Raw genomic sequence first — 22,940 nt, forward strand, 5'->3', positions numbered from 1 at the left:
GCTCAGCGGGGGAAAGCGGCGGCGTTCCCGCCGTCGACGGTCACGACGCAGCCCGTCGTGGCCTCGGCGGTCGCGAGGTAGAGGAAGGCCTGCGCCACGTCCGCCGCGGTGGTCTCGCGCCGGAGCAGGTTGTCGCGGAAGTAGTCGTCGACCGAGACGTTGCGGGCGCGTGCGCGCGCCTCCAGCAAGCCGGCGCCGAAGAGCGCGGTGCGGATCCGGTCGGCGTTCACGGCGTTGGCGCGGATGCCCTGAGGCCCGAGGTCCACGGCGTACTGGCGCATCAGCGAGACGAGCGCCGCCTTGGCGACGCCGTAGGGGCCGAAATCGGGCCCCTGGTTGAACGCGCTCTTCGACGCGTTGAACAGGATCGCGCCGCCTGAGCCCTGCGCGAGCAGCACCCGCGCCGCCGCGCGGGCGACGTTCTGGTGGCCGAGCAGGTTCAGCTCGAGCGACGCGCACAGGGCCTCGTGCCCCTCGGACGTGTGGAGGGATCCAGAGAACGCGCGGCCGGCGTTCGACACGACGATGTCGACGCCGCCGAAGTGCGCCGCGCTCTGCGCGAACGCGCGGTGCACGCTCGCCTCGCTGCGCACGTCGCAGGCGACCTTCATGCAGCGGCCGCGGTAGCGGCCCCCGAGCTCGGCGGCGGCCTTCTCGAGCGACTCCTCGTCGCGATCGGCCAGCACCACGTGCGCTCCCGCTGCGAGGAACGCCGCCGCCGTCGCGTGGCCGATCCCCGAGGCGGCGCCCGTGACCAGCGCGATCCGCCGATCGAGCGGGCCCCGCTGCCCCGCGCCGAGCTTCAGCTTCGCCTGCTCGAGGCTCCAGTACTCCATGTCGAAGAGATCGAGCTCCGGGACCGGCTGGTACCCGCCGAGCGCCTCGGCGGCCTCGATCACGGAGACGGTATGGGCGTAGACGTCCGCGACGATCTCCGCCTCGGCGCGGGTGCCGCCCACGCACAGCGCGCCCGCCCCGGGGAACAGCAGCACCCGCGGGAACGGATCGAGCTCGTCGCGGACGACGCCCCGCGCCGCGCAGGAGCGGCGGAAGTACTCGTGGTACTCGTCCACGTACCTGGCGATGGCCTGCTCGACGGTCGCGCGGAAGCGCGCCGTGTCGGCGATGTCGTGGCCGTGGATGACGAGCGGCCGCGCCTTGGTGCGGATGACGTGATCCGGCGTGGCGCAGCCGATCTGCGAGACCCTGGCCAGATCGTCGCGCGCGCAGAACGCGAGCAGCTCCAGGCCGGTGCGGAGCGTGCAGACCCAGGGGCGCCCCGACGCGCGGGCGAGCGCCCCGCGGACGACCGGCCCGATGGCGGCCCGGAGGTCCGGATCCGCCACGACCGTGGGGTGCGAGGCGATCACGCTGCGCTCGGCGATGTAGCGCTCGGCGCGCGTCACGGCGTCGATCATGCGCGTGTAGCTCTCCTCGGCGGTGTCTCCCCACGTGAAGACGCCGTGCTTGTCGAGGATCATCAGCGACGGGAGCGCCCCTCCCGCGAGGCGCTCCCGGACGAGCTCGGCGACGCGGCGGGCGAGCGCGAAGCCCGGCATGACGTACGGCACGAAGAGCGCGCCGTCCCCGTAGATCGCCTGGACGACCTCGGCCGAGCCGGGTTGATCGATGACCGCGAGCACCGCGTCCGCGTGCGTGTGATCGACGAACTTCGCGGGGATGATCGCGTGCAGCAGCGCCTCGACCGACGGCGTCGGGCTCGCCGGATCCAGCATCTGGCCGCGCAGCAGCGCGACCATCTGCTCGTCGGTCATCGCCTCGAGCGCGCAAGCGCGCTGGAGCGGCGCGAGGCGGCACGCCGGAAAGCCGCGCGGCTCGATGGTCGCGAGGTCCCACCCGCTGCCCTTGATGAAGAGCACGTCCACGCGATCGCCGAGCAGGTCGACGGCCGTGCTCTTGACGCTCGTGTTCCCGCCCCCGTGGAGGACGAGCGACGGATCGGCGCCGAGCAGGCGGGAGGTGTAGACGCGGAGGGCGAGATCTTCGCCCCAGGTCGAGGCGTAGGTGTCGAGGTGGCGCTGGGCTTCGTCCTTGCTGTGGCGAGGATCCATCGATCGGCCGCCTACCCCAGCGGCGGAGGCGCCGAAAGCCCGCCGCTCAGTAGCGGTAGTTCTCGGCCTTGAAGGGGCCCTCGGCGGGGACGCCCAGGTACTTCGCCTGCTCCGTCGTGAGCTGGGTCAGCTCGACCCCGAGCTTCGGCAGGTGCAGCGCCGCGACCTTCTCGTCGAGCTTCTTCGGCAGCAGGTGGACGCCGATCGTGTGCTTCTCGGTCCACAGGGCGATCTGCGCGAGCACCTGGTTGGAGAACGAGGTCGACATCACGAACGACGGGTGGCCGGTGGCGCACCCGAGGTTCACGAGCCGGCCGCGCGCGAGGACGATCAGCCGCTTGCCGTCCGGGAAGACGAAGTGATCGACCTGCGGCTTGATGTTCTCCTCCTTGATCTCGGGGTTCTTCTCGAGCCACGCGATCTGGATCTCCGAGTCGAAGTGCCCGATGTTGCAGAGGATCGCCTCGTCCTTCATCGCGATCATGTGCTCCGCCCGGACGACGTCGGCGCAGCCGGTCGCCGTGACGAAGATGTCGCCGACCGGGGCGACGGTCTCGAGGCGCTTCACCTCGTAGCCCTCCATCGCCGCCTGCAGCGCGCAGATCGGGTCGATCTCGGTGATGATCACGCGCGCCCCCAGGCCGCGCAGCGACTGCGCGCACCCCTTGCCGACGTCGCCGTAGCCGCACACGACGGCGACCTTGCCGGCGAACATCACGTCGGTGGCCCGCTTGATCCCGTCGCCCAGCGACTCGCGGCAACCGTAGAGGTTGTCGAACTTGCTCTTGGTCACCGAGTCGTTGACGTTGATCGCGGGCACCTTCAGCTTGCCCGCGCGGTGCATCTCGTAGAGCCGGTGCACGCCGGTCGTCGTCTCCTCGGAGAGCCCGCGGATCGGGTCGGCGCCGGTGAAGAGCTCCGGGTGCTTCTCGTGGGCGACGATCGTGAGATCGCCGCCGTCGTCGAGGATCATGTTGGGCCCCTTGCCGCCCTTGAAGGCGTAGAGCTGCTGCTCGATGCACCAGTCGTACTCCTCGAGGGTCTCGCCCTTCCACGCGAAGACCGGGATGCCGGCCGCCGCGATCGCCGCCGCCGCGTGATCCTGCGTCGAGTAGATGTTGCAGCTCGTCCAGGTGACCTCCGCGCCGAGGGCCACCAGCGTCTCGATCAGCACCGCTGTCTGGATCGTCATGTGGAGGCATCCGGCGACGCGCGCGCCCTTGAGCGGCTGCGTCGGGCCGTACTCCGCCCTGAGCGCCATCAGCCCGGGCATCTCCTTCTCGGCGATGCGGATCTCCTTGCGACCCCAGTCCGCGAGCGTGATGTCGGCGACCTTGTAGGAGAGCTTCTTCTCAGCAGTCATGGTGTCCCTTTGCCTTTTCGGTGAATGCGCTTGAGCGCGCGCCGCGCCAGCCGACGAGCAGCTGCCAAACCAGGTGTCGATCCGGGCCTTCGCCCTGCCATGCGGACGGCAGCCGCCGGAGCTCGACGCCGGAGAGCCCGGCCTCCTCGGCGAGCCCTCGGAGGTCGCCCGGCGAGAAGCCGAGCCAGATGTCCGCCTCCTGCTCCCGGAGGGCCTGATCGTTGTGCGCCTCGTAGTCGAGCACGCACACCGCGCCCCCGCGGGCGTGAGCGCCGTCGCCGCGGCCGGGCGCGGCCGGCCGCGCGAGCTCGACGAGCGCGCGCATCGCCTTCGCCGGCTGAGGCGCGTGGTGCAGCACGCGCGCCGCGAAGACAACGTCGGCGCCCCCGGAGAGCGCCTCGCCGGCCTCCGGAGGATCGCCGCCGAGCGCGCGCGCCACGGCCCGGATCACCTCGGGCCCGTCGATCTCGCCGCACACCAGCTCGACGTTCTCGAGGCTGCGCCGCCGCAGGCGCTCCCCGGCGAGCTGCAGCTGCGCGCTCGCGCGATCGAGCGCGACGACGCGATCGAAGACGGGCGACAGCACCTCGAGCAGCGCCCCGTCGCCGGTGCCCGCGTCGACCGCCAGCCGCCGATGGGGCAGGAGCGGCGCGAGCGCCGCGAGGTAGGCGGCGAGCTCGGCCGGCGGCCCCGGGCGCAACGGCCGCCCGCCGCGCGCGAAGAACTCGCGCGTCTCGGCGTCGCGCGCGGCCAGCACCTCCTCGACGCGCGCGAGCGTCCCGTCCGCCGCGCAGGCGCGCTGGCCCGCGCGCACCGCGTCGTCGACGACGGGATCGGTCGTCGCGCGCGGATCCAGGCGGAGCAGCGTCCACGTCCCCTGGCGCCTGGCGAGCAGGATCCCCGCTTCACGGAGCGCGGCCGCGTGGCGCGAGATCTTCGGCTGGCCCTCGCGGAGCAGCTCGGCCAGCTCTCCGACGGCGAGCTCCTCCGCCGCGGCCAGGCCGAGGAGCCGCACCCGCACCGGATCCGCCAGCAGCCGGTACAGCTCGCACCGCGCCACCGCCTCCTCCGGCTGAGCCGGCGTCTCTGTGACCGAGACCATGGCTCATGTATATGTGTTGATGCGCATAGATGCAAATAGTTTGAGCAAGGCCCTGAACGCGTCCGGTTCGCCTCGAGAGCCCGGCTGACATGTGTGCCCGGGCACCTCGGCTCGCGCGCCGAGGCAGGCTCCCGTGCGGCGGGCAGCCGTGGCCAGCGGTGCGCACGGGGGGCGCCCTTCAGCGGCCGCCTCCTTCCGGGCTCCTTCCGCTTCTTCTGCGATCGCCGCTGTCGTGGTGCGCCGCGGCGCCTGGCTCGCGCTGGGTCAACCGAACGAGCGGACGGCCTTCTCCAGCTTCGCCTCTTCCGAGGAGCGGAGCAGGCCCACGGCCACCACGGTGAGGCGCTCCGGTCGGAACAGCGCGCGCGCGGCGTCGCGCACGTCGGCGACGCTGACGCGGGCGAGCTCCTCGTGCCGCGCCTCCGGGGTGCGCGTGATGTCGGCGAGCGCGGCGAGCCCATGGAAGCCGGCGGTCGCCTCGGCGTCGTCGAGCATCGCCTCCACCGACCAGAGGTGGCGGTCGCGCGCCTTGGCGAGCTCGTCCTCGCGCGGGCCGACCTCGGCGAGCTCGCGGAGCAACGCGAAGATCTCCCGGACCACCACGGTCGCGCGGTCGTGCTGGACGCCCGCGGCGATGTCGACGACCCCGTCGTCCTCGTAGGCCTCGAACATCCCCGAGACGTCGTAGCAGAGGCCCAGCCGATCGCAGATCCGCTCGTACAGCCGCGTCGACATGCCGTCGTCGAGGACGCGGAGCAGCATCTCCACGGCGGGCTCGCGCGGATCGCGCTCGCTCACGCCCCGGAACGCGATCCGCAGATCGGTCTGGCTCGACTGGTTCTCGATGAAGCGGAACCTCGGCTTCTTCTGCCCGTTGGGCGGGGGCGCGGCGGGCACCTGCTCGCCGCGCGGCATGGCGCCGAAGTGCCGCTCGGCGGCCCGCGCGCACGCCTCGGGATCGAGCCGCCCCGCGAGGCAGAGCACCGCGTTCGCCGTCGTGTAGTGCCGGGCGTGGTGGGCGCGCAGCATCGGCTCGTCGAAGCGATCGAGCGCCTCGATGTCGCCCGTGATGGTGAACCCGAGCGGGTGTCGCTCGTACATGAGCGCGCGCGCGTTGTTGTCCGCGTCGATGTCGCGCCCCTCGTCGTCGAGGTCCTCGAGGATCTCCTCGCGCACGATGCCGCGCTCGACCTCGATCGCGGTGAAGCTGGGCGACGTGGTCACCTCGCCCAGCAGGGCGAGCACCGGATCGAGGTTCGTCGGCGGCACGGAGATGCTCATCACCCCGTGGTCGACGTGGGTCGCCGCGTAGAGCGTCCCTCCGAGGCGCTCGAAGGCGAGCGCCTGCGCGTGCGCGGTCGGCAGCGTCGGCGTCCCCCGGAACACCATGTGCTCCAGGAAGTGAGAGATCCCGTTGTTCTGCTGGCTCTCGAACCGCGAGCCGACGCGCAGGTAGAGCGAGGCGACCGCCCGGTGGACGTGCGGTTGCGGGACGAGGACGACCTTGAGGCCGTTCGAGAGGACGACGTCGCGCGCGTCACGCAGGGGGAGCGACGTCATTCCCCCTCTTCGAGCGGCAGCGGCGGCTCGCCGGAGCCGTCCTCGGCTGGCTTGGACTCCTTGAGGAGGTTCTGGTCGTACTTCACCTCGCTGCCGATCGTCGACTTCAGCCGGCGCACGTACCCGATGAGCGCGTCGTTCTGCTTCGCGGCGCGCATGGCCGACGTATAGAACTCGCGATCCTTGTCCCACTGCTCCTGGCTCGCAGAAGTCTTCTCCTTGAGCTGGATCACCGCATAACCGTTCGCCAGCGCCACGACGTCCTTGGGCAGGTCGCCCGGCTTGTCGAGCTGGAAGGCGATGCGCGCGGCCTCGGTGCTGTCCCTCGCGTCGGCGATGGGTGAGCCGGAGACGTTGAACGGCAGGCTCGTCTCGACGGTGGGCCGGTTCGGGTGCGTCGCGATCGTGTAGGGAGCTCGCGCCTCCCCGGCCTCGGCCTGGCCACCCTCCTTCGCGCCCGCGTCCTTGTTGCCGTCCTGCTTCGCCGCGGCGGCCCCGCCGCCAGCCTTCGCGCCCGGCGCGGCGCCACCCTCCTTCGAGTTCGCCGGCGTGAGCTGGGCCATGTACGCGGCGAGCGCGTCCTCCAGCGACTTGCCGCCCGCGGCGGCGGCGAGCACCTGCTTCGCGGCCTCGGCCGCGAGCCGCTCCGACTCGTGGGCGATGTAGAGGTCGCGCGCCGTCTCCTGCCGGCCGATCTTCTCGGCCTCGGCGTCCTTCGCGATCTGCTCGAGCTTGATCACGTGGAAGCCGTCCTCGGTCTCGATGGGGTCCGACACATCGCCCGCCTTCATCTCGAAGAGCTTGTCCTCGACAGGCTTGCTCAGGCGCCCCTTGGCCACGCATCCGAGCTCGCCGCCGCGCGCCGCGCTCGGATCGTCGCTCGCGCTGCGGGCCACGTCGGCGAAGCTCTCGCCCTTCTTGAGGCGCTGGACCGCGCCCTCGATCCGCGCCTTCGCGGCGGCCTTGCCCGCCTCCGGCCCCTGCTCGGCCTCCTCGGGCCTCACCTCGACCGCGAGGACTCGGGCGACGCGGCACTCGGGCTGATACTGCGCCTTCCGCCCCTCCCAGGCCTTGTCGAGCTCTTCTTTGTTGTTGTCGGCCCAGGCCTGGATCGCCTTCTCCGACGTGTCCACGATGAGATCGCTGTAGAAGCGCCGGTCGAAGCGCACATAGGCGAGCGTCCTCGTGGATTTCTCGCGCGAGAACTGCTCGAACGCCTCGTTCTCGCCGACCCGGACCCGCGCCCGGATGAGGTCGCGCATCCGGGCGGCGATGAGCTCCTTCCGCTGGTAATCGCGGAAGTCCGTGGGGCTCATCTTCGCGATGTTCCGGATCTGCTTCTCGTACTGCTTGCTGTCGAATTTCTTCGTTTGCCGGTTGCGGACGTCCAGGTAGCGAATGAGGTCTTCCCGGAGGCTGAGGGCGTAACCGACCTGGCGGATCTTGTCCGCCGGGAGCGAGACATGCACCCTGCCAGCCACGAGCTCGCCCGTGAGCTCGTCGTCCGAGACGGTGATCCCGAGGCGCTTCGCGTCCTCGTTGAGGAGCCACCGCTCATAGAGCCCCTCCGCCGTGAGCCGCCGGTAACCCATCGCCCGGAGGCGGTTTTCGTCGGGGCTCCGCATCGCGAGCAGGTTTCTGGACGCGTTGAAGTCGAGCGAGGAGATGCAGCTGCCTCGGACCTCGACGGCGCAGGTGCTCGCGGCCGACTGCACGGGGCCCGCGCTCGGGCGGAACTCGACGATGAAGACGACGGCGATCGCGATGATGATGGCGGCGCCGAAGATTTGGCTCAGTCTGTTCACGAAGGGCTCGCTCCCGGGGCGTGCGCCGCTCGCTCTTCGAGCGGCCTCCCGCCTTGGCCTGGCGCGGCATAGCACAGCGTCGACGGCGTGTCTTTACGGCGGTCGGGAGCGGGGCTAGGGGCAGATGCCATGGCAAGCTCGAAGTCACACCTCCCTGATTGCGGCCTCTACCTGACGACAAAGCCGCTCCCCGGAAACGAGGACAAGGTGCCTGCTGGCACCATCGTCTCCTTCCACAACCACTCGGACAACGGTCTGCCGACGGTCACGACGCCCGACCACAACGTTCACAACCGCTGGCACTTCCACGGCCCTGCCGTCGCGTTCCGGGGCACGACGTGGGCGGACTCCCTGCAGCGCCTCCCCGCCGAAGGGTTCTACACGCTTCGCAAGGAGCTCGCGTTCGACGGCGGCAACTGGCCGAAGGGCACGCTCGTGCAGCTCGGGTACACGCAGGCAGGCATGCCCATCCTGTTCATCGCCCGTGTGCGTTCGCGGCTTCAGGAGAACGACCTCTTCTTCTCCGACAAGGGCGTAGGCATCAAGCGCGAGCAGCTCTCCCTGCTCGAGCCCGTCTCCGTCTTCGAGGAGCCGAGCGACGGCTCCGGCCACCAGCCCGATCACGCCGACGCGCACTGAGGGCCGCCGTCGAGGGCGCACCCTCGTGCACCGCGCAGAACGCCGCTCCCGTCCATACTGAATATCGACCGGAGCCCACATTTCTGTCCCCGGGTACGGCGTGTGCTTGTAATTTTCTTTCGTGATTCGACGCAGAACCCTCACTCCCCCGTCACTCCAGATTCCACCTGAGGTCCTGGCCAACCGTCGCAGGAGCCCACGCCGCGAGCTGAGCGAACGGGTACGCCTGGAGACCGGCCAGCGCGCCGTCGCCGGCTGGACGCTGAACGTGAGCGTCGGCGGGCTCAGGGTGGTGATAGAAAATTCACTCGATCCCGGTACCGAGCTGACGGTCTGGCTCGACGGCAGAAGCCCGCGTCCAGGTAGGATAATGTGGGTCCAGGACGAGCCCGATGGATCGATCGTCGGGGTGTGTTTCCTTGATGGTCTGGAGGATCGGGAGGGCATCAACGGTCTGGGGGGCCTGGAAGGAGGCCCCTCGAGGTCGCCGCGATCGAGCTCCTGAGCCCACGGGGGCGCGCCGGCGCGCCAGAGCGCCACACCTGGTCGGCGCTGTCGGCTTGACGAGGCACCCGCAATTTTGCGATGGATGTTCCTGCTGACAGCTGGGGGTAGCCGGAAACCAGCGGAAGATGCCGACACCCGCGGAGATAAAGAAGGCCCTGCTCCAGGCCGGATTCGAGGTCTACCGCACCCGGGGCGACGCCGTGCAGGTCGCGGAGCGGGTGCGGGAGAACCTCCTCATGGACTCGGGGATCGTCGTGGGCGCCGAGCCGCTGCGGGTCGGGTTCGTCGTGCGCGCCCAGCGCAACGACTTCCCGGGGGCGGCGGACGAGCAGCTCTTCGAGCGGGCGCGCAGGATGGCCGAGTCCGCCGTGGCGCATGGCTACGCCGAGGCCGAGGCCGCCCTCCGCCACGTCCGCGACCCCGGCGACGCCGAGCGGACGCTCGATACGTGGTGCGAGGTCCACTTCGAGAAGCGCGTGGCGTCGCTCGAGCTCGCCGTCAGCGAGGTGGGGTTCGCCCTCTCGCTGGAGAAGACCGCCCTGCCGCGCTGAGCGGTACGCGATGCCCTTGGACCGCGCCGCGAGCCTGCTCGGGCCCTCGGGCCCGTTCGCGCGCGGCCTCGACGGGTACGAGGACCGACAGGGCCAGGTGGCGATGGCGAGCGCCGTCGAGCGGGCGCTCGCGGAGGACCGCATCCTCCTCTGCGAGGCGGGCACCGGGACGGGCAAGACGCTCGCCTACCTCGTGCCCGCGATCCTGAGCGGTCGCAAGGTCGTCGTCTCGACCGCGACGAAGGCGCTCGAGGACCAGATCTACACGAAGGACCTGCCGCTCGTGGCCGAGCACCTCCGGCTGGATCCGCGCGCGGCGCTGGTGAAGGGGCTCGGCAACTACCTGTGCCTGCGGCGCTTCAGCGAGCTCCGGACCAGCCCCGGCGCGGGCGCCGGGATCGCCGGGCGCTCGCTGCCGCTGATCGAGGCCTGGGCGCAGGAGACCGAGATGGGCGACGTCGCGGAGCTCGCCCACCTCGCCGAGGGGGATCCGCTCTGGCGAGAGGTCGCGTCGTCCAGCGAGACGCGCCTCGGCGCCTCGTGCGAGCACTTCGAGAGGTGCTTCGTCACGCGGATGAAGCGCGACAGCGAGGCGGCGCGCCTCCTCGTCGTCAACCACCACCTCTTCTTCGCGGATCTCGCGCTGAAGATCGCCGGAGCGCGCCGCGGCTTCGCCGGCGCCGGCGCGCTCCCGCCGTACGATGCGGTCATCTTCGACGAGGCGCACCAGCTCGAGGACATCGCGACGGGCTTCTTCGGCGTCCGCGTCTCTCGCGCGCGGGTCGACTCGATGCTGCGCGACGCGGACCGGGCCTTCATCGCGTCGGGCCTCGCCGATCGCATCCTCGGGCGGGGCGAGGGGACGGCGATCACGGCCGTGGTGCGCGAGTCCGCGGACGCGCTCTTCGATCGGCTCGCGTCGCTGGGCGGCGCCGCCGGCGGCGGGGATCGCGGCGAAGCCCGGAGCCCGCTCGCGAGGGACGCCTGGTCCGGCGAGCTGCTCGACGCGTACCACCGCCTCGACGACCACCTCGAGGCGCTCGCGGCGTACGCGAGCGCGAACGCGATCAGCGAGGCGGTGCAGCTCGTCGGCAACCGCGCCGCGCAGCTGCGGGACGACGCGGCGCGGATCGTCGACCCCGCGACGAACCAGGTCACGTGGGTCGAGGTGCGCGGCCGCGCCGTCTCGTTCGGCGCGTCGCCGGTCGATGTCGGGGACATGCTGCGCGAGCACGTCTTCGAGCGGATCGGCGCCGTGGTGCTGACGAGCGCCACGCTGACGACGGGCGGCTCCGCCGGGGCGGGGTTCCGCTTCCTCCGCTCGCGGATGGGCCTCGACGAGGACGTGTCGGTCCCTGTCGACGAGCTCGAGGTCCCTTCGCCCTTCGACTACCCGACCGCCGCGCTGCTCTACACGCCGCGCGACCTCCCCGAGGCGACCGACGCGGCGTTCGTCGAGCGGGCCGCCGATCGCGCGGCCGAGCTCATCGGCATCACGGGCGGCGGCGCGTTCCTCCTCTGCACGTCGATCCGCGCCATGAACGCGCTCGCCGCGGCCCTCCGCGCCCGGCTCGGGCGCGCCGCGGCGGTGGCCGGGGCGAACGGCGGCGCTCCGGGGCGGCAGGCCCCGCTGCTCGTGCAGGGGGACGCGCCGAAGGGCGCGCTGCTCCGCCGCTTCCGCGCAGAGCGGCACGCGGTGCTCGTCGCGACGATGAGCTTCTGGGAAGGGGTGGACGTCCCCGGCGAGGCCCTGCGCCTCGTGATCATCGAGAAGCTCCCGTTCGCGGTGCCGACCGATCCCGTCGTCGCGGCCCGGTGCACGGCGATCGAGCAGGGCGGCGGCAACCCGTTCATCGCCTACAGCGTGCCGCAGGCCGCGATCACCTTGAAGCAGGGCTTCGGCCGGCTGATCCGCGCGCGCACCGATCGCGGCATCGTCGCGATCCTGGACCGGAGGATCCGCACGCGCGGCTACGGCCGCGTGCTGCTCGACAGCTTGCCCGACGCGCGCCGGACCGACCGCATCGAGGACGTGCGCGCCTTCTGGGCGGCCCGCGCGGCCGACGCGGAAGCGGAGCGAGGTGGAGCGCCGGCGCGGACGTGAGGCGCGGCGCGAAGGGGCCGCGAGGCGAAGCGCGAGGTGAGACGCGCGCTCCGGCGACGCGCGCGCCGGAGCGCCCGTCAGGGATACGACGTCTTCCCGTAGATGCACCAGGCGCCGCCCTTCCGGAGGGCGATGACCTGGCGGAGCCTGTAGTCCGCCTTGAACCTGGGGTCGTCGTACGAGGCGCGGGAGGAGGGCACCGTCGGGGTCTTGCAGTCGATCCCGGAGGAGATGAGCAAGAAGTAACGCGGGTTCTTCGCGAAGATCGCGTCGGTGTAGCCGGCCCCGACCTTGTGCGTGTACGCGCCAGGCAGGCGGGAGACCTCGGGGCTGAGCAGCCCGAGCATGTCCACGACCGGGAAGCCCGTGCGGTAACCGACGTAGCCGATGTCGGCGAGCGCGATGGGGCCAGGCTCCGCGTTCTGGACGAGCCACTCCGCGGAGCGCCCCGCGGCGTCGTCCCAGAAGCCCTTGTCGTTGACGAGGAGGTTCCGCTGGGCCCGCGCGAGCTCGCCGGCGCGGGTCGCGATCGTGATCGCGCCGAACGCCGCGATCGCGAGCGACGCCACGCGCTCGCGGCGCGCGGCGATCGCGCGGACCGCGTCGTCGGCGAGCAGGAACGCGAACGGCTCCGCGGGCGCGAGGAACCGGAAGTAAGGCATCCAGTCGCCGCCCACCGCGACGACGTACACGCCGAACAGCAGCGCGATCGACGCGATCGCGAGGCCGCTCCGGCGCCGGTGGACGATGGATGAGGCGACCGAGAGGATCCCGAGCCACAGGAAGGCGCCGGCGTGCTGCGCGTACTTGCGGACGTAGTCGCCCCCGCCCTGGATCTGCTGCGCGAAGTCGCCCGTCTTCGCGGCGAGCGTGTTCGGGAGCCACGCGCCGTAGTAGCTGTGCCGCCACACGAGGTGCGCGGCGACCGGGAGCGCGAACGCGACAAGGCGCAGCACGCTCCGGCGCGAGAGCGCCTGCTCCGAGTGCCAGACGACGAGCAGCCCGAGGAACAGCGGCGCCTCCGGGCGGGTGAGCGCGGCGAGCGCGAACACCGCGCCGGACCAGGGGAACCAGGGGAACCATGAGGAGACGAGCGCGGGCCGAGCGCCGCTGTCGTCGCCGGCGGCGTCCTCTTCGCGGAAGAAGAGCTCGGTCCCCGCGAGCGTGAGCAGGAGGAACAGCGGCGTCTCCAGCCCGAACACCGCGTAGCCGGAGAAGAGGACGCTCATCGCGAGCAGCCACGTGGCGAGGCAGGGCACGTTCGAGAACGGACGCAGCCGCCGGGAGAGGAGGTAGGTCGGGACGAGCGCACCCGCGGCGCAGGCGGCGCCGAGCACCTTCGCCGCAGCCGCCGGCGCCGCGCCGAGCTTCACCGCCGCGGCGAGGAGCACCGTCCAGAGGAAGTTCGTGTAGCCCTCGACGCGCTCGCCCACGTTGTAAACGAGCCCGTTTCCGTTCGCGAGGTTCTCCGCGTACCGGAACGAGATGTACGCGTCGTCGATCGTGAAGCTCGCGACGCGGAGCGCGGCCGCGATCGTGATCACCATCGGCGCGAGCAGCCCGAGCGTGAGCTCCAGCGAGGCGGGGAGGGGAGCGCCGGCGAGCCAGGTTCGAAGATCGCGCGCCGGCGAGCTGTGGCGCTCGGCTCCGGACGGCTCCTCGCCGTCGATGGACTCGTCGTGTCCCACCTCCTCGCTCCTCCCCCCTGCGGTCACGGGCTCGTCGCTCATCGGGCGCCGACGATACCGCGATTGTCACAGCCACAACGTCGAGCTGCGTAAATCGGGACAGGATGGTGTGCGAACACCCGGACGCAGTGCGAACGAAATTGCGCACTCTGGCTGTAGGGCTACGCTGTCGAGGCAGCCGCGGCGACGGCTTCCCGTGCTGACAAGGAAGGAGTCGAGTGATGAGCGAGCTCGTTGCGCACCTGCCCGTGATCGGTCCCGTCGTTGTCCTGGCGGCGCTCGCCCTCGCCGCCGTCTTCCTCGTGCGCAGGGCGTCGGCCCCTGGTGCGCCCTCTTCCGCGCTGTCCGTGAAGGAGCGGGCCATCGTGGCGGCCTGCGCTGACGCCCTGTTCCCGGCCGGGGGCCCGATCCCGGTCTCCGGCACGGAGGCCGGGCTGGTCGAGTACGTGGACCGCTACGTCGCGCGCACACCGCGGCCTCTCCGGCCCTACATGCGGCTGCTGTTCCACTTCGTCGAGCTCTCGCCCTGGGTCTTCGGGCCGCGCCGCGCACGCTTCACGCGCCTCCCGCAGGCCGATCGCATCGCGGCGCTCGCGTCGATGGCGCAGAGCTGCATCTACCTCCGGCGGGTGACGTTCCTCTCGCTGCGGACGATGCTCTCGATGGGGTATCTCGCGAACGAGAAGGTCGCCGGCGCGATCGGCGTCGCCTGCTGCGCCACGCCCTTCGAGCGCCGCGCCGCCGGGAGAGCGGCGGGTGAGCCCGCCGCCGCGGCGCCCCCGTCGCTCGCGCCGGGGGTGACGGCGTGAAGCTCCCCGTCTTCCCGGAGCCGCCTCGCGCCGTGGGCCGCGAGCGCGGCGAGCGGCGCTCGCTCTCCGAGGTGACGCTCCGATCGAGGGGCGCGGTGGAGCCGCTCTCGCCCGACGAGCCGCGCTCGCAGGTGAAGGTGTTCGCCGACTACGAGGGCGAGGTGCGGGCGTCGTGCGAGGTGCTCGTCGTCGGCTCGGGTCCGGGCGGCGCGGTCGTCGCCAAGGAGCTCGCCGAGGCGGGGCGCGACGTGATCCTCGTCGAGGAGGGGCCGCCGTTCGGGGTGGACGATTTCCGCCAGGAGCCGGGCGAGTCGCTCTCGCGCACGCTGCGCGAGGGGGGGATGCGCGCCGCCCGCGGGCGCATGCTCATCCCGACCATGCAGGCGATCGCGCTCGGGGGCGGCTCGGTCGTCAACTCGGCCATCTGCGCGCGCTCGCCCGCCTGGGTGTTCGACAAGTGGGCAGAGCGGACCGGCACGTCCTCGCTCACCCTGGACGCGCTGCTGCCCCACTACGATCACGTCGAGCGCCTGCTCGGCGTCTCACCCACGCCGATGGAGGTGCAGGGCGAGCGCAACCTGCGCTTCAAGCGCGGCTGCGACGCGCTGGGGCTGTCGAGCGAGCCGACCCACCGCAACGTGCGCGGCTGCCGCGGCTCGGGCGAATGCTTCACGGGGTGTCGCAACCGCGCAAAGATGTCGACCGACGTCTCGTACGTCCCCGCCGCGATCCGGGCGGGCGCGCGCGTCTTCACCAGCGTGCGCGCCGAGCACCTGCTGCTCTCGGGCAGGCGCGCCGCCGGGATGCGCGGGCGCACGATCGAGCCGTTCACCTGGCGCGAGGGGGCGCCCGTCGAGGTACGGGCGGAGCTCGTCGTGCTCGCGGCCGGCTGCATGGCGACCCCGCTCATCCTGCTCCGCAGCGGCGCCGCCGGGTCGAGCGGCCATGTGGGCAACGAGCTGCAGCTCCACCCTGGGCTCGCCATCATGGCGGTGTTCCCTGAGCCCATCGATCCATGGGAGGGCGCGACCCAGGGCTATCACTCGCTCCACTTCATCGAGCAAGGGATCAAGCTGGAGGTCCTCTGGTCGCCTCCGGCCGTGCTCGCCGCGCGATTTCCCGGCCTCGGGCACGACTACCAGCGTCATCTCCGGACATACAACCGGATGGCGCCGTTCGACGTCATCATTGCAGCAGAGCAGTCGCGCGGGACGGTGCGCCCGAAGCGCGGCAGCTGGGACCCTGATGTGCGATTCGACTACGCACCGCGCGACGTCGAGAAGATCCAGCGCGGTCTCGGCATCCTGTCCGACATCTGCTGGGCGGCGGGGGCCTCGTCGATACTGCCCGGGCTGCACGGCGTGCCTGACGAGCTGACGTCGCCGAAAGAAGCCGAGATCCTGAAGAGCAAACGGCTCGACGGGCGCGACACGATCACCGCGGCGAATCACGCCTTCGGTACGGCGCGGATGTCGAGGCGCCCGCGGGACGGGGTGGTCGATGAGGAGGGGCGCTGCCACGATCTGGACAATGTGTACGTCGCTGACACGAGCATCTTTCCTGGAAGTCCCGCGGTGAATCCGATGCTTACGTGCATGGCGCTGGCCGATCGCATCGCATGCGGCATCATCGAGCGCTGGTGAGGCGCGCGGCGGCGTGTCACCACAGGAGTCAGTGAGCCAGGGGCGCCGCATCCGTCGGGCAGGCACGGCATGTCGCGGACGGCATGTGAGGGGGGCTTTGCACCCGAGAAGGAGGCAACTCCCGAGTTGATACGAGGCCCCGCGAGGTACAAGTTTAACGGCACGTTTCAACTCGCACGGGGCCGAGCCGTCCGTCCGCCGAGCTGGGAGGGAAGCTTTGGGACCGAACGCAGTTTCAGCTGCAATTCCGCGCGGACAAGCGCGCTCGCCGCATCGGAGCCACAGCCATCACGGCCGTGTGCTCCTCGTCGAGGACGAGCCCGACCAGGCGGCCATCCTCGAGGCGGTGCTGCGCCATGAAGGGCTCGACGTCGTCGTTGCGTCGAGCGGCGAGCAAGCGCTCGAGATCCACCAGCGGACGCCGGCTGACGTGCTCGTCACGGATCTCAACCTGCCGGGCATGACGGGGGTCGATCTGATGCGCCGGCTCTCGCCCGGCGAGCTCGAGGGGCCCGAGCCGAAGGCGCCGCCGCCCCACGTGGTCATGGTCACGGGCGCGGCGTCGATCACAAGCGCCGTCGACGCGCTCAAGCTGGGAGCGGCCGACTACCTCCAGAAGCCGCTCGATCCGGCGCGCCTCGTGCTGCTCGTGCGCGAGCTCCTCTCGTCGCCGCCGACCGAGTTCGACGACGACGACCCCCTCCATGGTCAGCTCGTGTTCGAGGGGATGATCGGCGGCTCGCCGCGGATGCGGGAGGTCTTCACCCGCATCGATCGCGTCGCCGCGACGATGGCCCCCGTGCTCATCGTCGGCGAGAGCGGCACGGGCAAGGAGCTCGTCGCGCGCGCCATCCACAACCGGAGCCGCCGCCGCGCGGGCCCGTTCGTGCCGGTCCACACGGGCGCGATCCCGCGCGAGCTCATCGGCAGCGAGCTCTTCGGCCACGAGAAGGGCTCGTTCACCGGCGCGTTCGCGGCCGCGGAGGGCAAGTTCGAGGCGGCGGCGGGCGGCACCGTCTTCCTCGACGAGGTGGGCACGATGGACGCGGCCGTGCAGGTCAGCCTCCTCCGCGTGCTCGAGACGTACCGGTTCACGCGCGTCGGCGGCCGCAAGGAGATCGAGGCCGACGTCCGCGTCGTCGCCGCCACGAACAAGGACCTGCTCGACCTCGTCGACGACTGCGTCTTCCGCGAGGACCTCTACTACCGGCTCAACGTGTTCACGGTGACGCTGCCCCCGCTGCGCGAGCGCAGGGAGGACATCCTGCCCATCGCCGAGCGCTTCCTGCTGAAGTTCGCCAAGCGCTACGGCACCCCGGCCCGCCGCCTCTCGGACGCCGCCGTCGAGCGGCTGGCCGAGCACGACTGGCCGGGCAACGTCCGCGAGCTGCGCAACGTCATCGAGCAGACGGCGCTCTTCGCCTCGAACGAGCTGGTCTCGGCCAACGACGTCCAGCTCGGCCAGGGCCGGATCGAGCGGCGCTCGGGCCGGCGTTCCTATGACAGCATCCCGTCGGCGAGGGTGGCGGCGCCCGTCGTCCCTGCCGAGCCGGCCGAGCCGCTCTCGGTGCCGATCGTTCACGCCGCCGACCTGGTGGTTCCCTCCGAGCCCGTGCCGTCGCACGTCGGCGCGCAGCCTGTGCCGTCCTCCATCGGCCCGGCCTCGATGCCGCGGAGGCCGGGGGAGACGGGCACGCACGAGGCCGAGCCGTCGCGGGACGCCGGCGAAGCGGCCGAGCACCCGCTCGTGCTGCGCCTTCCGGTCGGAACGCGCCTGGCGGACGCGGAGCGCAAGCTCATCCTGCTGACCCTCGAGGCGGTGCGCGGCAACAAACAGCGCGCCGCCCGCGTGCTCGGGATCAGCCGCCGCGGCCTGTACTCGAAGCTGCAGGCGTACGGGGAGCACGTGGGGAGCCACGAGGCCCAGGGGCACAGCGAGAGCGCCGAGCCGCAAGACCCGGTCGACGATGTGCCGGTCGTCACCGACGAGCCCGTCCTGGAAGAGCTCGGTTCCGTGCGCGGCGACGCCTGACGGGGCCTCCTTGCCGCTCTGCGCCGCGAGGCCACAGCGCGCCGCGCCGCGAGCTCACACCGCCACACCGCAGGTTCGCAGTACCGCAGCAATCACGGGCCTCGCGGGCGCGTCGAGTGTGAGGCGCCTCCCCGCGCGGATGGGCGCCCGAGCCGCGCCGCGAGGCGGCTGGTCGCACTCCGGAGCCCGACCTGCGCGCTGCTGCGCCGCACCCCGACAACGGTCCCGTCGGAGGTCCGTCCCTTTGTGCTTTACGAAGGGACGACGACCTCGGCTATCGTAAAGCGGAGCTGCGAGATCAGACGCGCGACTGGCACGTCAGAGAGCGAGCCACCGGCGCGGCATCAAGGTAAACTCTACGCGACGCCTCGCCGGCACTACACCCCAGCGGGCCAGCCCCCAATGAAGATCACCTGCCAGTCCTGTCAGTCGAAATACACCGTCTCGGACGAGAAGGTCCAAGGCCGAACCGTCAAGATCAAGTGCCGCAAATGCGGCGCGACGATCCTCGTGAACAGCTCGGGCGTGACGACCAACGGCGGGGTCGCCGATCCGGTCTCCGGCACGAGCGTTCCGAATGACGGGACGACGTACCTGGTCAACGTGGCGGACGGCGATCAGCGCTCGATGGCGCTGGCCGAGATCGTCACGAGCTACCAGTCGGGGGTGATCAACGCCGAGACGTACGTCTGGGCGGACGGCATGGCCGACTGGCAGCCGCTCGGCCAGATCGACACGATCGTCGCGGCCCTGCATGCAGGCAGCGCTCCTGCCTCGGTGGCCGCGCAGGAGGCGGCGCCGGTGCAGTCGACGTCCGTGCCCAGCGGGGGAGCGGCCCTCGGGCAGACCTCGCCGGGCGTGGAGTCGGTCGCGGCGGCCGCTCCTCGAGCAGCGGCGGTGCGTCGCGATCCGGCGCGTCCGACGCAGGATCTCTTCGGCGCGAGCCCGGGCGTCGAGGCGCACCGGCCCAGCTCCGACGACGTGGCCACGAGCGCTCCGCTCTTCAAGAGCGGCGCCGCGCCTGGCCAGCGCGACGAGAACTCGATGCTGTTCTCGCTGAGCGCCCTCACGGCGAAGGCCGCCGCTCCGGCTCCGGCGCGGGCGGCCGTCAGCGCGTCGGACGACTCCGGCCTCATCGATCTGAAGGCCCTCGCGTCGGGGGCCGGCGTCCGAGCGCCGTCGCCCGTCGCGAGCATCGTCGCCAACGATGGCGGCCTGTTCCAGCTCAGCGCGCCGATCGTGACCACGGCGCGAGCGCCGTCGGTCGCGCCGCCGAACGTCGGCGAGGCCCCTTCCAAGAACCGCGCCCCGTTGATCATCGCCGCGGGCATCGCGATCGCGGGCATCGCGATCGCAGGTGTCTTCTTCCTGATGAAGGGCGGGGGCAGCACGCCGGTTCCCACCGCGGTCGAGGCCGCGCCGACCACGGCCGCCGCGCCGGCGACGCCGGCGCCCCTCGACACGGCGCCGGCGCCCGCGCCCACCGCGTCGGCGACGGCGTCGGCGACCGCGACGGCGGAGCCGGTCGCGAGCGCCGCGCCGAGCGCCGCGCCGACGGCAGCGGGGGCGCGTCCGAACACGAGGCCGTCGCCGCGACCGAACACCGGCGGCGGCACCGCAGGCAAGCAGTCGCCTGCTGCGGCCGCCCCGGCGCCGGCCGCTCCGGCCCCCGCGAAGCGCGGCGGCTGCGGGTGCGCGGTCGGCGATCTGATGTGCGCGATGCAGTGCTCCGCAAAGGGCAAGTGAACGCGCGTCGGCCGTCGGCCGTCGTCCGATCGGTGAGCGGAGATCCTCGTCGCCGGAGCCGCGCGTGCAGCGGCTGCTCCGGCGCTGGGCGTGCGATGCGCGACCGGCGTGAGCCAGCCGCTGCAGACATGCGCGACGCGAGCCGCGGCTGAACCTTGGCGTGGGCGCTCGCAAGGACGGTGCGGCGCCTGGACCGCCGCGCTAGCATCGTCCGTCATGAGTGAGCCCGACGGGCGGCTGCGCGCGCCGGTTCCTCGGCGGATGCCGGGCGCGGCGCGGCGCTCCGCGATGGCGCTGCTCCTTTGCGCGAGCGCGGCAGGGTGCGGTGGACAGGCGGCGATGGCGCCCTCCGGAGGACCGGCGTCGAGCGATCGCAGCGCTTCCGGGCAAGCGTCGCGCCCTGCTCCGGGCGGGCGATCCTCGCAGGGGGCGCTCGTGACCATGGTCACTCCATCGCGGCTGCTCCCGGATCTCGTCGGAGAGCGCGGCGTGGTGGCCAGCGAGGCGGGGGCCAAGCGGGTGCTCATCGATCGCATGCGCGTCGTCGCGCACGACGATGGATCGCTCGAGCGCGCCGCCGACCTGTTGCCGTCAGGTCAGGTCACCTCGCTCAAGCTGCCGACGCGCCTGGGCGGCGGGTACCTGTTCCACGCCTCGAACCGCGGCGGCGCGCAGCTCTGGCGGGCCCAGGCGTGGCTCGCCCCGCTCGAGCCGCTCGTCCAGCTTCCGTCGGAGGCGAACGAGATCCTCGCGGGGTTCGATCGCCTCTACGCGCGGCTCTCGCACAGCCACCGGCTCCTCGCGATCGACGCGCAGACGGGCGCGGCGATGCCGCTCGGCCCGCTCCCACCGGCGAGCACGTACGGCCAGATCGCGTTCGCCGACGGATGGCGCGCCCTGGTCGAGGCCGATCTGCGCGGCCTGCTCGTCACGTTCGACGCCGGGGCCACCTGGCGTGAGGTCGAGATCGACGCGCGGCCGACCTCTGTCGCCGTCGTCGGCGGCGATCCTGCCGTCATGACCGCGAGCGGGCTCTATGCGGTCGATGCGCGCGGCGGCGTGACGTACCGCACGCTGGAGGCTTCCGACGACGTGCACGAGCCGCCGGCGCGCGCCCAGGGGCCTCTCGGGAGGCGCCCGCTCCGCGCCGCGGTCGAGGACGGGTGGCCCGACTCGAGCGCGACCGCGGTGGTGGCTCGCGGCGGCGCCCTGGCGCGCGTCTCGCTGCGCGACGGGGCGGTCATCGACGTCGCGCCCGACGCCTATCCGGAGCGAGAGGCGGCCTGCCATGCGATCCGCGCGGGGGCGTCGTTCGGGTTCGTGTGCGGCGAGCGCGAGGGGCCGACGACCCTGTACGCGTTCCAGCCGCCGCTCGGCATGCGCCGGCTGATGCGCTTCGACGAGCCCCGCTTCGTGGTCGCGAGCGGCAACGGCGCGCTGGTGATCCGCGGCTCCTGCAGCGAAGACAGCGCGGTGCGTACCGGGCGTGCGTACTGCGTCGTCGCCGCCGACGGGCGCGCCCGCGAGATCCACGTCCGCGCGCCCGCGCGAGACGTCGGCATCGAGCGCGTCGTCGCGCTGTCCGACGGCCGCATCGCCGTCCTCTCGCCGCCTCGCCTGGACGCGTCGGGGCAGCTCACGCTGCTCAAGGGGAGCGACGTCACGACCGTCCCGCTGATCCTCCCGCCCAAGCCGCGCAGCACCGCGCGCGATCTGCAGCGCGGTATGTGGATCGAAGGGTTCGAGGAGCGTGAGCCCGGCGTCATCGGCGGCTGGGTGGAGGCGGGCGGTCCGATCGTGGGCGTCCGGATCGACGCGAAGAGCGGGAAGGTGACCGCGGGGGCGCCGCGCCAGGACGGCACGGGCGCGCTGTTGTCCGGGCGGTTCGCGTTCTCCCTCGGAGAAGGCGAGCGCGCCGCCGAGTCGACGGACGGCGGCATGACCTGGCGCTCGCTCGATCTGCCGGAGCGGGACGACGACACCGCGGCGTCGAGGACGCGCGCGTGCGGCCCCGTCGGCTGCGTCTTCAGGGGCTGGATCCGGGTCGGCTGGGGCAAGACGGCGCTGCCGGACGATCTCGCCGAGGCGAAGCCGCCGCCGGTGCTCCAGACGCCGCTCCGCGCGGGGAGCCCGATCGCGATGCGCTGCGAGGCCCTCGGCGCCTCGACGCCGCCGCTTTCGGACAAGCCTCCCGCCGCGCCCTCCGCGCGCGCCGAGAGAGCGCGCCCGGCCTCGTCGGTCACGCGCTCGGCGTCGACGGAGACACCGACGTCGCCGTGGGCTCCTTTCCGCAACACGCCGCCGCCCAAGCGCGGGGCCGACGAGATCGGCCTCGATAACGGGGCTCCGTACGACATCGTGACGATGCGCGCCTACGCATGGGGCAAGCGAGGCGCGGACTGGGCGCGCGCCGGGCGCTGGCTCCTCCGCTTCGACGATCGCTTCGACCCGGATGGCGGGGTGCGTTCCAGCGGCGTGAGCGCCTCGCCTTGGTCGGATGAGGCGTCGGCCGCCGAGGCGCTCGGGGTGGTGGCTCAGGGGGCGGCGTCCTGGGGCGCGTACCTCGATCCTGGCGGACGGGCCGCGCTGACCCACGTGTGTCGGGGCGCCGGATGCAGCCTGTTCGCAGCCTCTGAAGGGCTGCCGATCCTTCCGTTGCGCGACAGCGCAGGCCGCGCCGGCCATTTCCTCCGGCCGTTTCCGAACGGCGCCGTGCGGCTCGGCGAGACGTGGTTCTTCGTGACGCCCGGCGGCTCGTACGACGTCGTGGCGCTGTGGCGCGCCGACCTCGGGATCGCGCGGCAGCTGGCGACCTACTATCGCCCTGGCCGCACGGGCTACGGCGTGGATCCTCCGCGCCTGGTCCGGCGTGCGCTGGGCGGCGGCGTCGGCCTGCTCATCTCGGCGGCTCCCGACCCTGGCGTGCGCGCCGGCTCCTGGCACGTGCTCCCGATCGACCGCGAGACCGGCGCGCTCGGCGAGGCCGTGCCGCTCGGCCGCAAGGACCTCGCGGATACGCGGATCGAGCGCTGCGCTCCGGGTCAGGACGGCTGGCTCCTCGACACGAGCCTGGAGGGCTCGCCGAGCTTCGATCTCGGCGGAAGCGCTCCCTCCGTCGACGGCGCCGAGTTCCGGCTTCGCCTGGATCCAGGCAGCGCGTGCGTCGAGGCGATGGCGGTGAGGCTGCAGGGCGCCTTCTCGAAGGCACCCGAGAAGCAGAACGCCGTCGGCGCCAGCGCGATCCCGCTCGCTGCGACCGAGCGCGCAACGGGCCGGAGGTGGCGGTTGCGCTGCGAGCCGAAGGACGCCGCAAGATGAT

Annotated in this window: 15 protein-coding genes; 9 read left to right on the top strand and 6 right to left on the bottom strand. The window is 72.2% G+C overall.

Translation table 11 applies throughout. The features are described 5' to 3' along the window. Positions 1-2: 2 nt before the first annotated feature. The 5 genes from WMF44_RS16035 to WMF44_RS16055 form a co-directional block, all read right to left on the bottom strand. A complete protein-coding gene (locus WMF44_RS16035; RefSeq protein ID WP_437299983.1) occupies positions 3-2,072 on the bottom strand; it encodes a bifunctional aldolase/short-chain dehydrogenase in 2,070 nt (689 codons plus the stop codon). Positions 2,073-2,118: 46 nt separating this feature from the next. Continuing rightward, complete coding sequence (gene ahcY, locus WMF44_RS16040; protein WP_437299984.1) at positions 2,119-3,435, bottom strand: adenosylhomocysteinase; 1,317 nt, start codon at positions 3,433-3,435, stop codon at positions 2,119-2,121. After that, positions 3,425-4,537 carry an ArsR/SmtB family transcription factor gene (locus tag WMF44_RS16045; RefSeq protein WP_437299985.1) on the bottom strand — a complete coding sequence of 371 codons (1,113 nt, stop codon included), beginning with the start codon at positions 4,535-4,537 and terminating at the stop codon, positions 3,425-3,427. Before WMF44_RS16045 ends, ahcY begins: the two co-directional genes overlap by 11 nt. Positions 4,538-4,801: 264 nt before the next feature. Next, positions 4,802-6,097 (bottom strand): M16 family metallopeptidase, encoded by a 1,296-nt coding sequence (locus WMF44_RS16050; RefSeq protein ID WP_437299986.1) that lies wholly within the window; start codon positions 6,095-6,097, stop codon positions 4,802-4,804. Continuing rightward, entirely contained in the window at positions 6,094-7,902 is a 1,809-nt protein-coding gene (locus WMF44_RS16055) for a peptidylprolyl isomerase (protein WP_437299987.1), read from the bottom strand. The genes WMF44_RS16050 and WMF44_RS16055 overlap by 4 nt, the downstream gene beginning before the upstream one ends. A gap of 129 nt (positions 7,903-8,031) precedes the next feature. On the opposite strand from WMF44_RS16055, the gene WMF44_RS16060 reads away from it, so the two are divergent. The 4 genes from WMF44_RS16060 (at position 8,032) to WMF44_RS16075 (ending at position 11,703) form a co-directional block, all read left to right on the top strand. Further along, positions 8,032-8,541 carry a hypothetical protein gene (locus tag WMF44_RS16060; protein WP_012235598.1) on the top strand — a complete coding sequence of 170 codons (510 nt, stop codon included), beginning with the start codon at positions 8,032-8,034 and terminating at the stop codon, positions 8,539-8,541. Between the two features lie 121 nt (positions 8,542-8,662). Further along, on the top strand, positions 8,663-9,046 hold the full coding sequence (locus tag WMF44_RS16065; protein WP_437299988.1) for a PilZ domain-containing protein: 384 nt from the start codon (positions 8,663-8,665) through the stop codon (positions 9,044-9,046). Positions 9,047-9,173: 127 nt separating this feature from the next. Beyond that, positions 9,174-9,599, top strand: coding sequence for a hypothetical protein (locus WMF44_RS16070; protein ID WP_437299989.1), 426 nt, complete (start codon positions 9,174-9,176; stop codon positions 9,597-9,599). Between the two features lie 10 nt (positions 9,600-9,609). Then, entirely contained in the window at positions 9,610-11,703 is a 2,094-nt protein-coding gene (locus WMF44_RS16075; protein ID WP_437299990.1) for an ATP-dependent DNA helicase, read from the top strand. A gap of 77 nt (positions 11,704-11,780) precedes the next feature. On the opposite strand, the gene WMF44_RS16080 is transcribed toward WMF44_RS16075, so the two are convergent. Then, entirely contained in the window at positions 11,781-13,433 is a 1,653-nt protein-coding gene (locus WMF44_RS16080) for a hypothetical protein (RefSeq protein ID WP_437299991.1), read from the bottom strand. A gap of 179 nt (positions 13,434-13,612) precedes the next feature. On the opposite strand from WMF44_RS16080, the gene WMF44_RS16085 reads away from it, so the two are divergent. The 5 genes from WMF44_RS16085 (at position 13,613) to WMF44_RS16105 (ending at position 22,939) form a co-directional block, all read left to right on the top strand. Then, positions 13,613-14,200, top strand: coding sequence for a gluconate 2-dehydrogenase subunit 3 family protein (locus tag WMF44_RS16085; protein WP_437299992.1), 588 nt, complete (start codon positions 13,613-13,615; stop codon positions 14,198-14,200). Then, positions 14,197-15,843 carry a GMC family oxidoreductase N-terminal domain-containing protein gene (locus WMF44_RS16090; protein WP_437299993.1) on the top strand — a complete coding sequence of 549 codons (1,647 nt, stop codon included), beginning with the start codon at positions 14,197-14,199 and terminating at the stop codon, positions 15,841-15,843. The genes WMF44_RS16085 and WMF44_RS16090 overlap by 4 nt, the downstream gene beginning before the upstream one ends. 298 nt (positions 15,844-16,141) lie before the next feature. Beyond that, on the top strand, positions 16,142-17,875 hold the full coding sequence (locus WMF44_RS16095; RefSeq protein ID WP_437299994.1) for a sigma-54-dependent transcriptional regulator: 1,734 nt from the start codon (positions 16,142-16,144) through the stop codon (positions 17,873-17,875). A 402-nt stretch (positions 17,876-18,277) separates the two neighbouring features. After that, complete coding sequence (locus WMF44_RS16100; protein WP_437299995.1) at positions 18,278-19,621, top strand: zinc-ribbon domain-containing protein; 1,344 nt, start codon at positions 18,278-18,280, stop codon at positions 19,619-19,621. A gap of 216 nt (positions 19,622-19,837) precedes the next feature. Then, positions 19,838-22,939, top strand: coding sequence for a hypothetical protein (locus WMF44_RS16105; protein WP_437299996.1), 3,102 nt, complete (start codon positions 19,838-19,840; stop codon positions 22,937-22,939). The last annotated feature ends 1 nt before the right edge of the window (position 22,940 follow it).

Origin of the sequence: Sorangium sp. So ce426, from assembly GCF_051475585.1 — a bacterium.
Lineage (GTDB): Bacteria > Myxococcota_A > Polyangia > Polyangiales > Polyangiaceae > Sorangium > Sorangium cellulosum_B.

Excerpts from the sequence above, each read along its gene's own strand:
- WMF44_RS16035 (WP_437299983.1), bottom strand. The coding sequence starts at position 2,072 with ATGGATCCTCGCCACAGCAAGGACGAAGCCCAGCGCCACCTCGACACC.
- ahcY (WP_437299984.1), bottom strand. The coding sequence starts at position 3,435 with ATGACTGCTGAGAAGAAGCTCTCCTACAAGGTCGCCGACATCACGCTC.
- WMF44_RS16045 (WP_437299985.1), bottom strand. The coding sequence starts at position 4,537 with ATGGTCTCGGTCACAGAGACGCCGGCTCAGCCGGAGGAGGCGGTGGCG.
- WMF44_RS16050 (WP_437299986.1), bottom strand. The coding sequence starts at position 6,097 with ATGACGTCGCTCCCCCTGCGTGACGCGCGCGACGTCGTCCTCTCGAAC.
- WMF44_RS16060 (WP_012235598.1), top strand. The coding sequence starts at position 8,032 with ATGGCAAGCTCGAAGTCACACCTCCCTGATTGCGGCCTCTACCTGACG.
- WMF44_RS16070 (WP_437299989.1), top strand. The coding sequence starts at position 9,174 with ATGCCGACACCCGCGGAGATAAAGAAGGCCCTGCTCCAGGCCGGATTC.
- WMF44_RS16075 (WP_437299990.1), top strand. The coding sequence starts at position 9,610 with ATGCCCTTGGACCGCGCCGCGAGCCTGCTCGGGCCCTCGGGCCCGTTC.
- WMF44_RS16080 (WP_437299991.1), bottom strand. The coding sequence starts at position 13,433 with ATGAGCGACGAGCCCGTGACCGCAGGGGGGAGGAGCGAGGAGGTGGGA.
- WMF44_RS16085 (WP_437299992.1), top strand. The coding sequence starts at position 13,613 with ATGAGCGAGCTCGTTGCGCACCTGCCCGTGATCGGTCCCGTCGTTGTC.
- WMF44_RS16100 (WP_437299995.1), top strand. The coding sequence starts at position 18,278 with ATGAAGATCACCTGCCAGTCCTGTCAGTCGAAATACACCGTCTCGGAC.
- WMF44_RS16105 (WP_437299996.1), top strand. The coding sequence starts at position 19,838 with ATGAGTGAGCCCGACGGGCGGCTGCGCGCGCCGGTTCCTCGGCGGATG.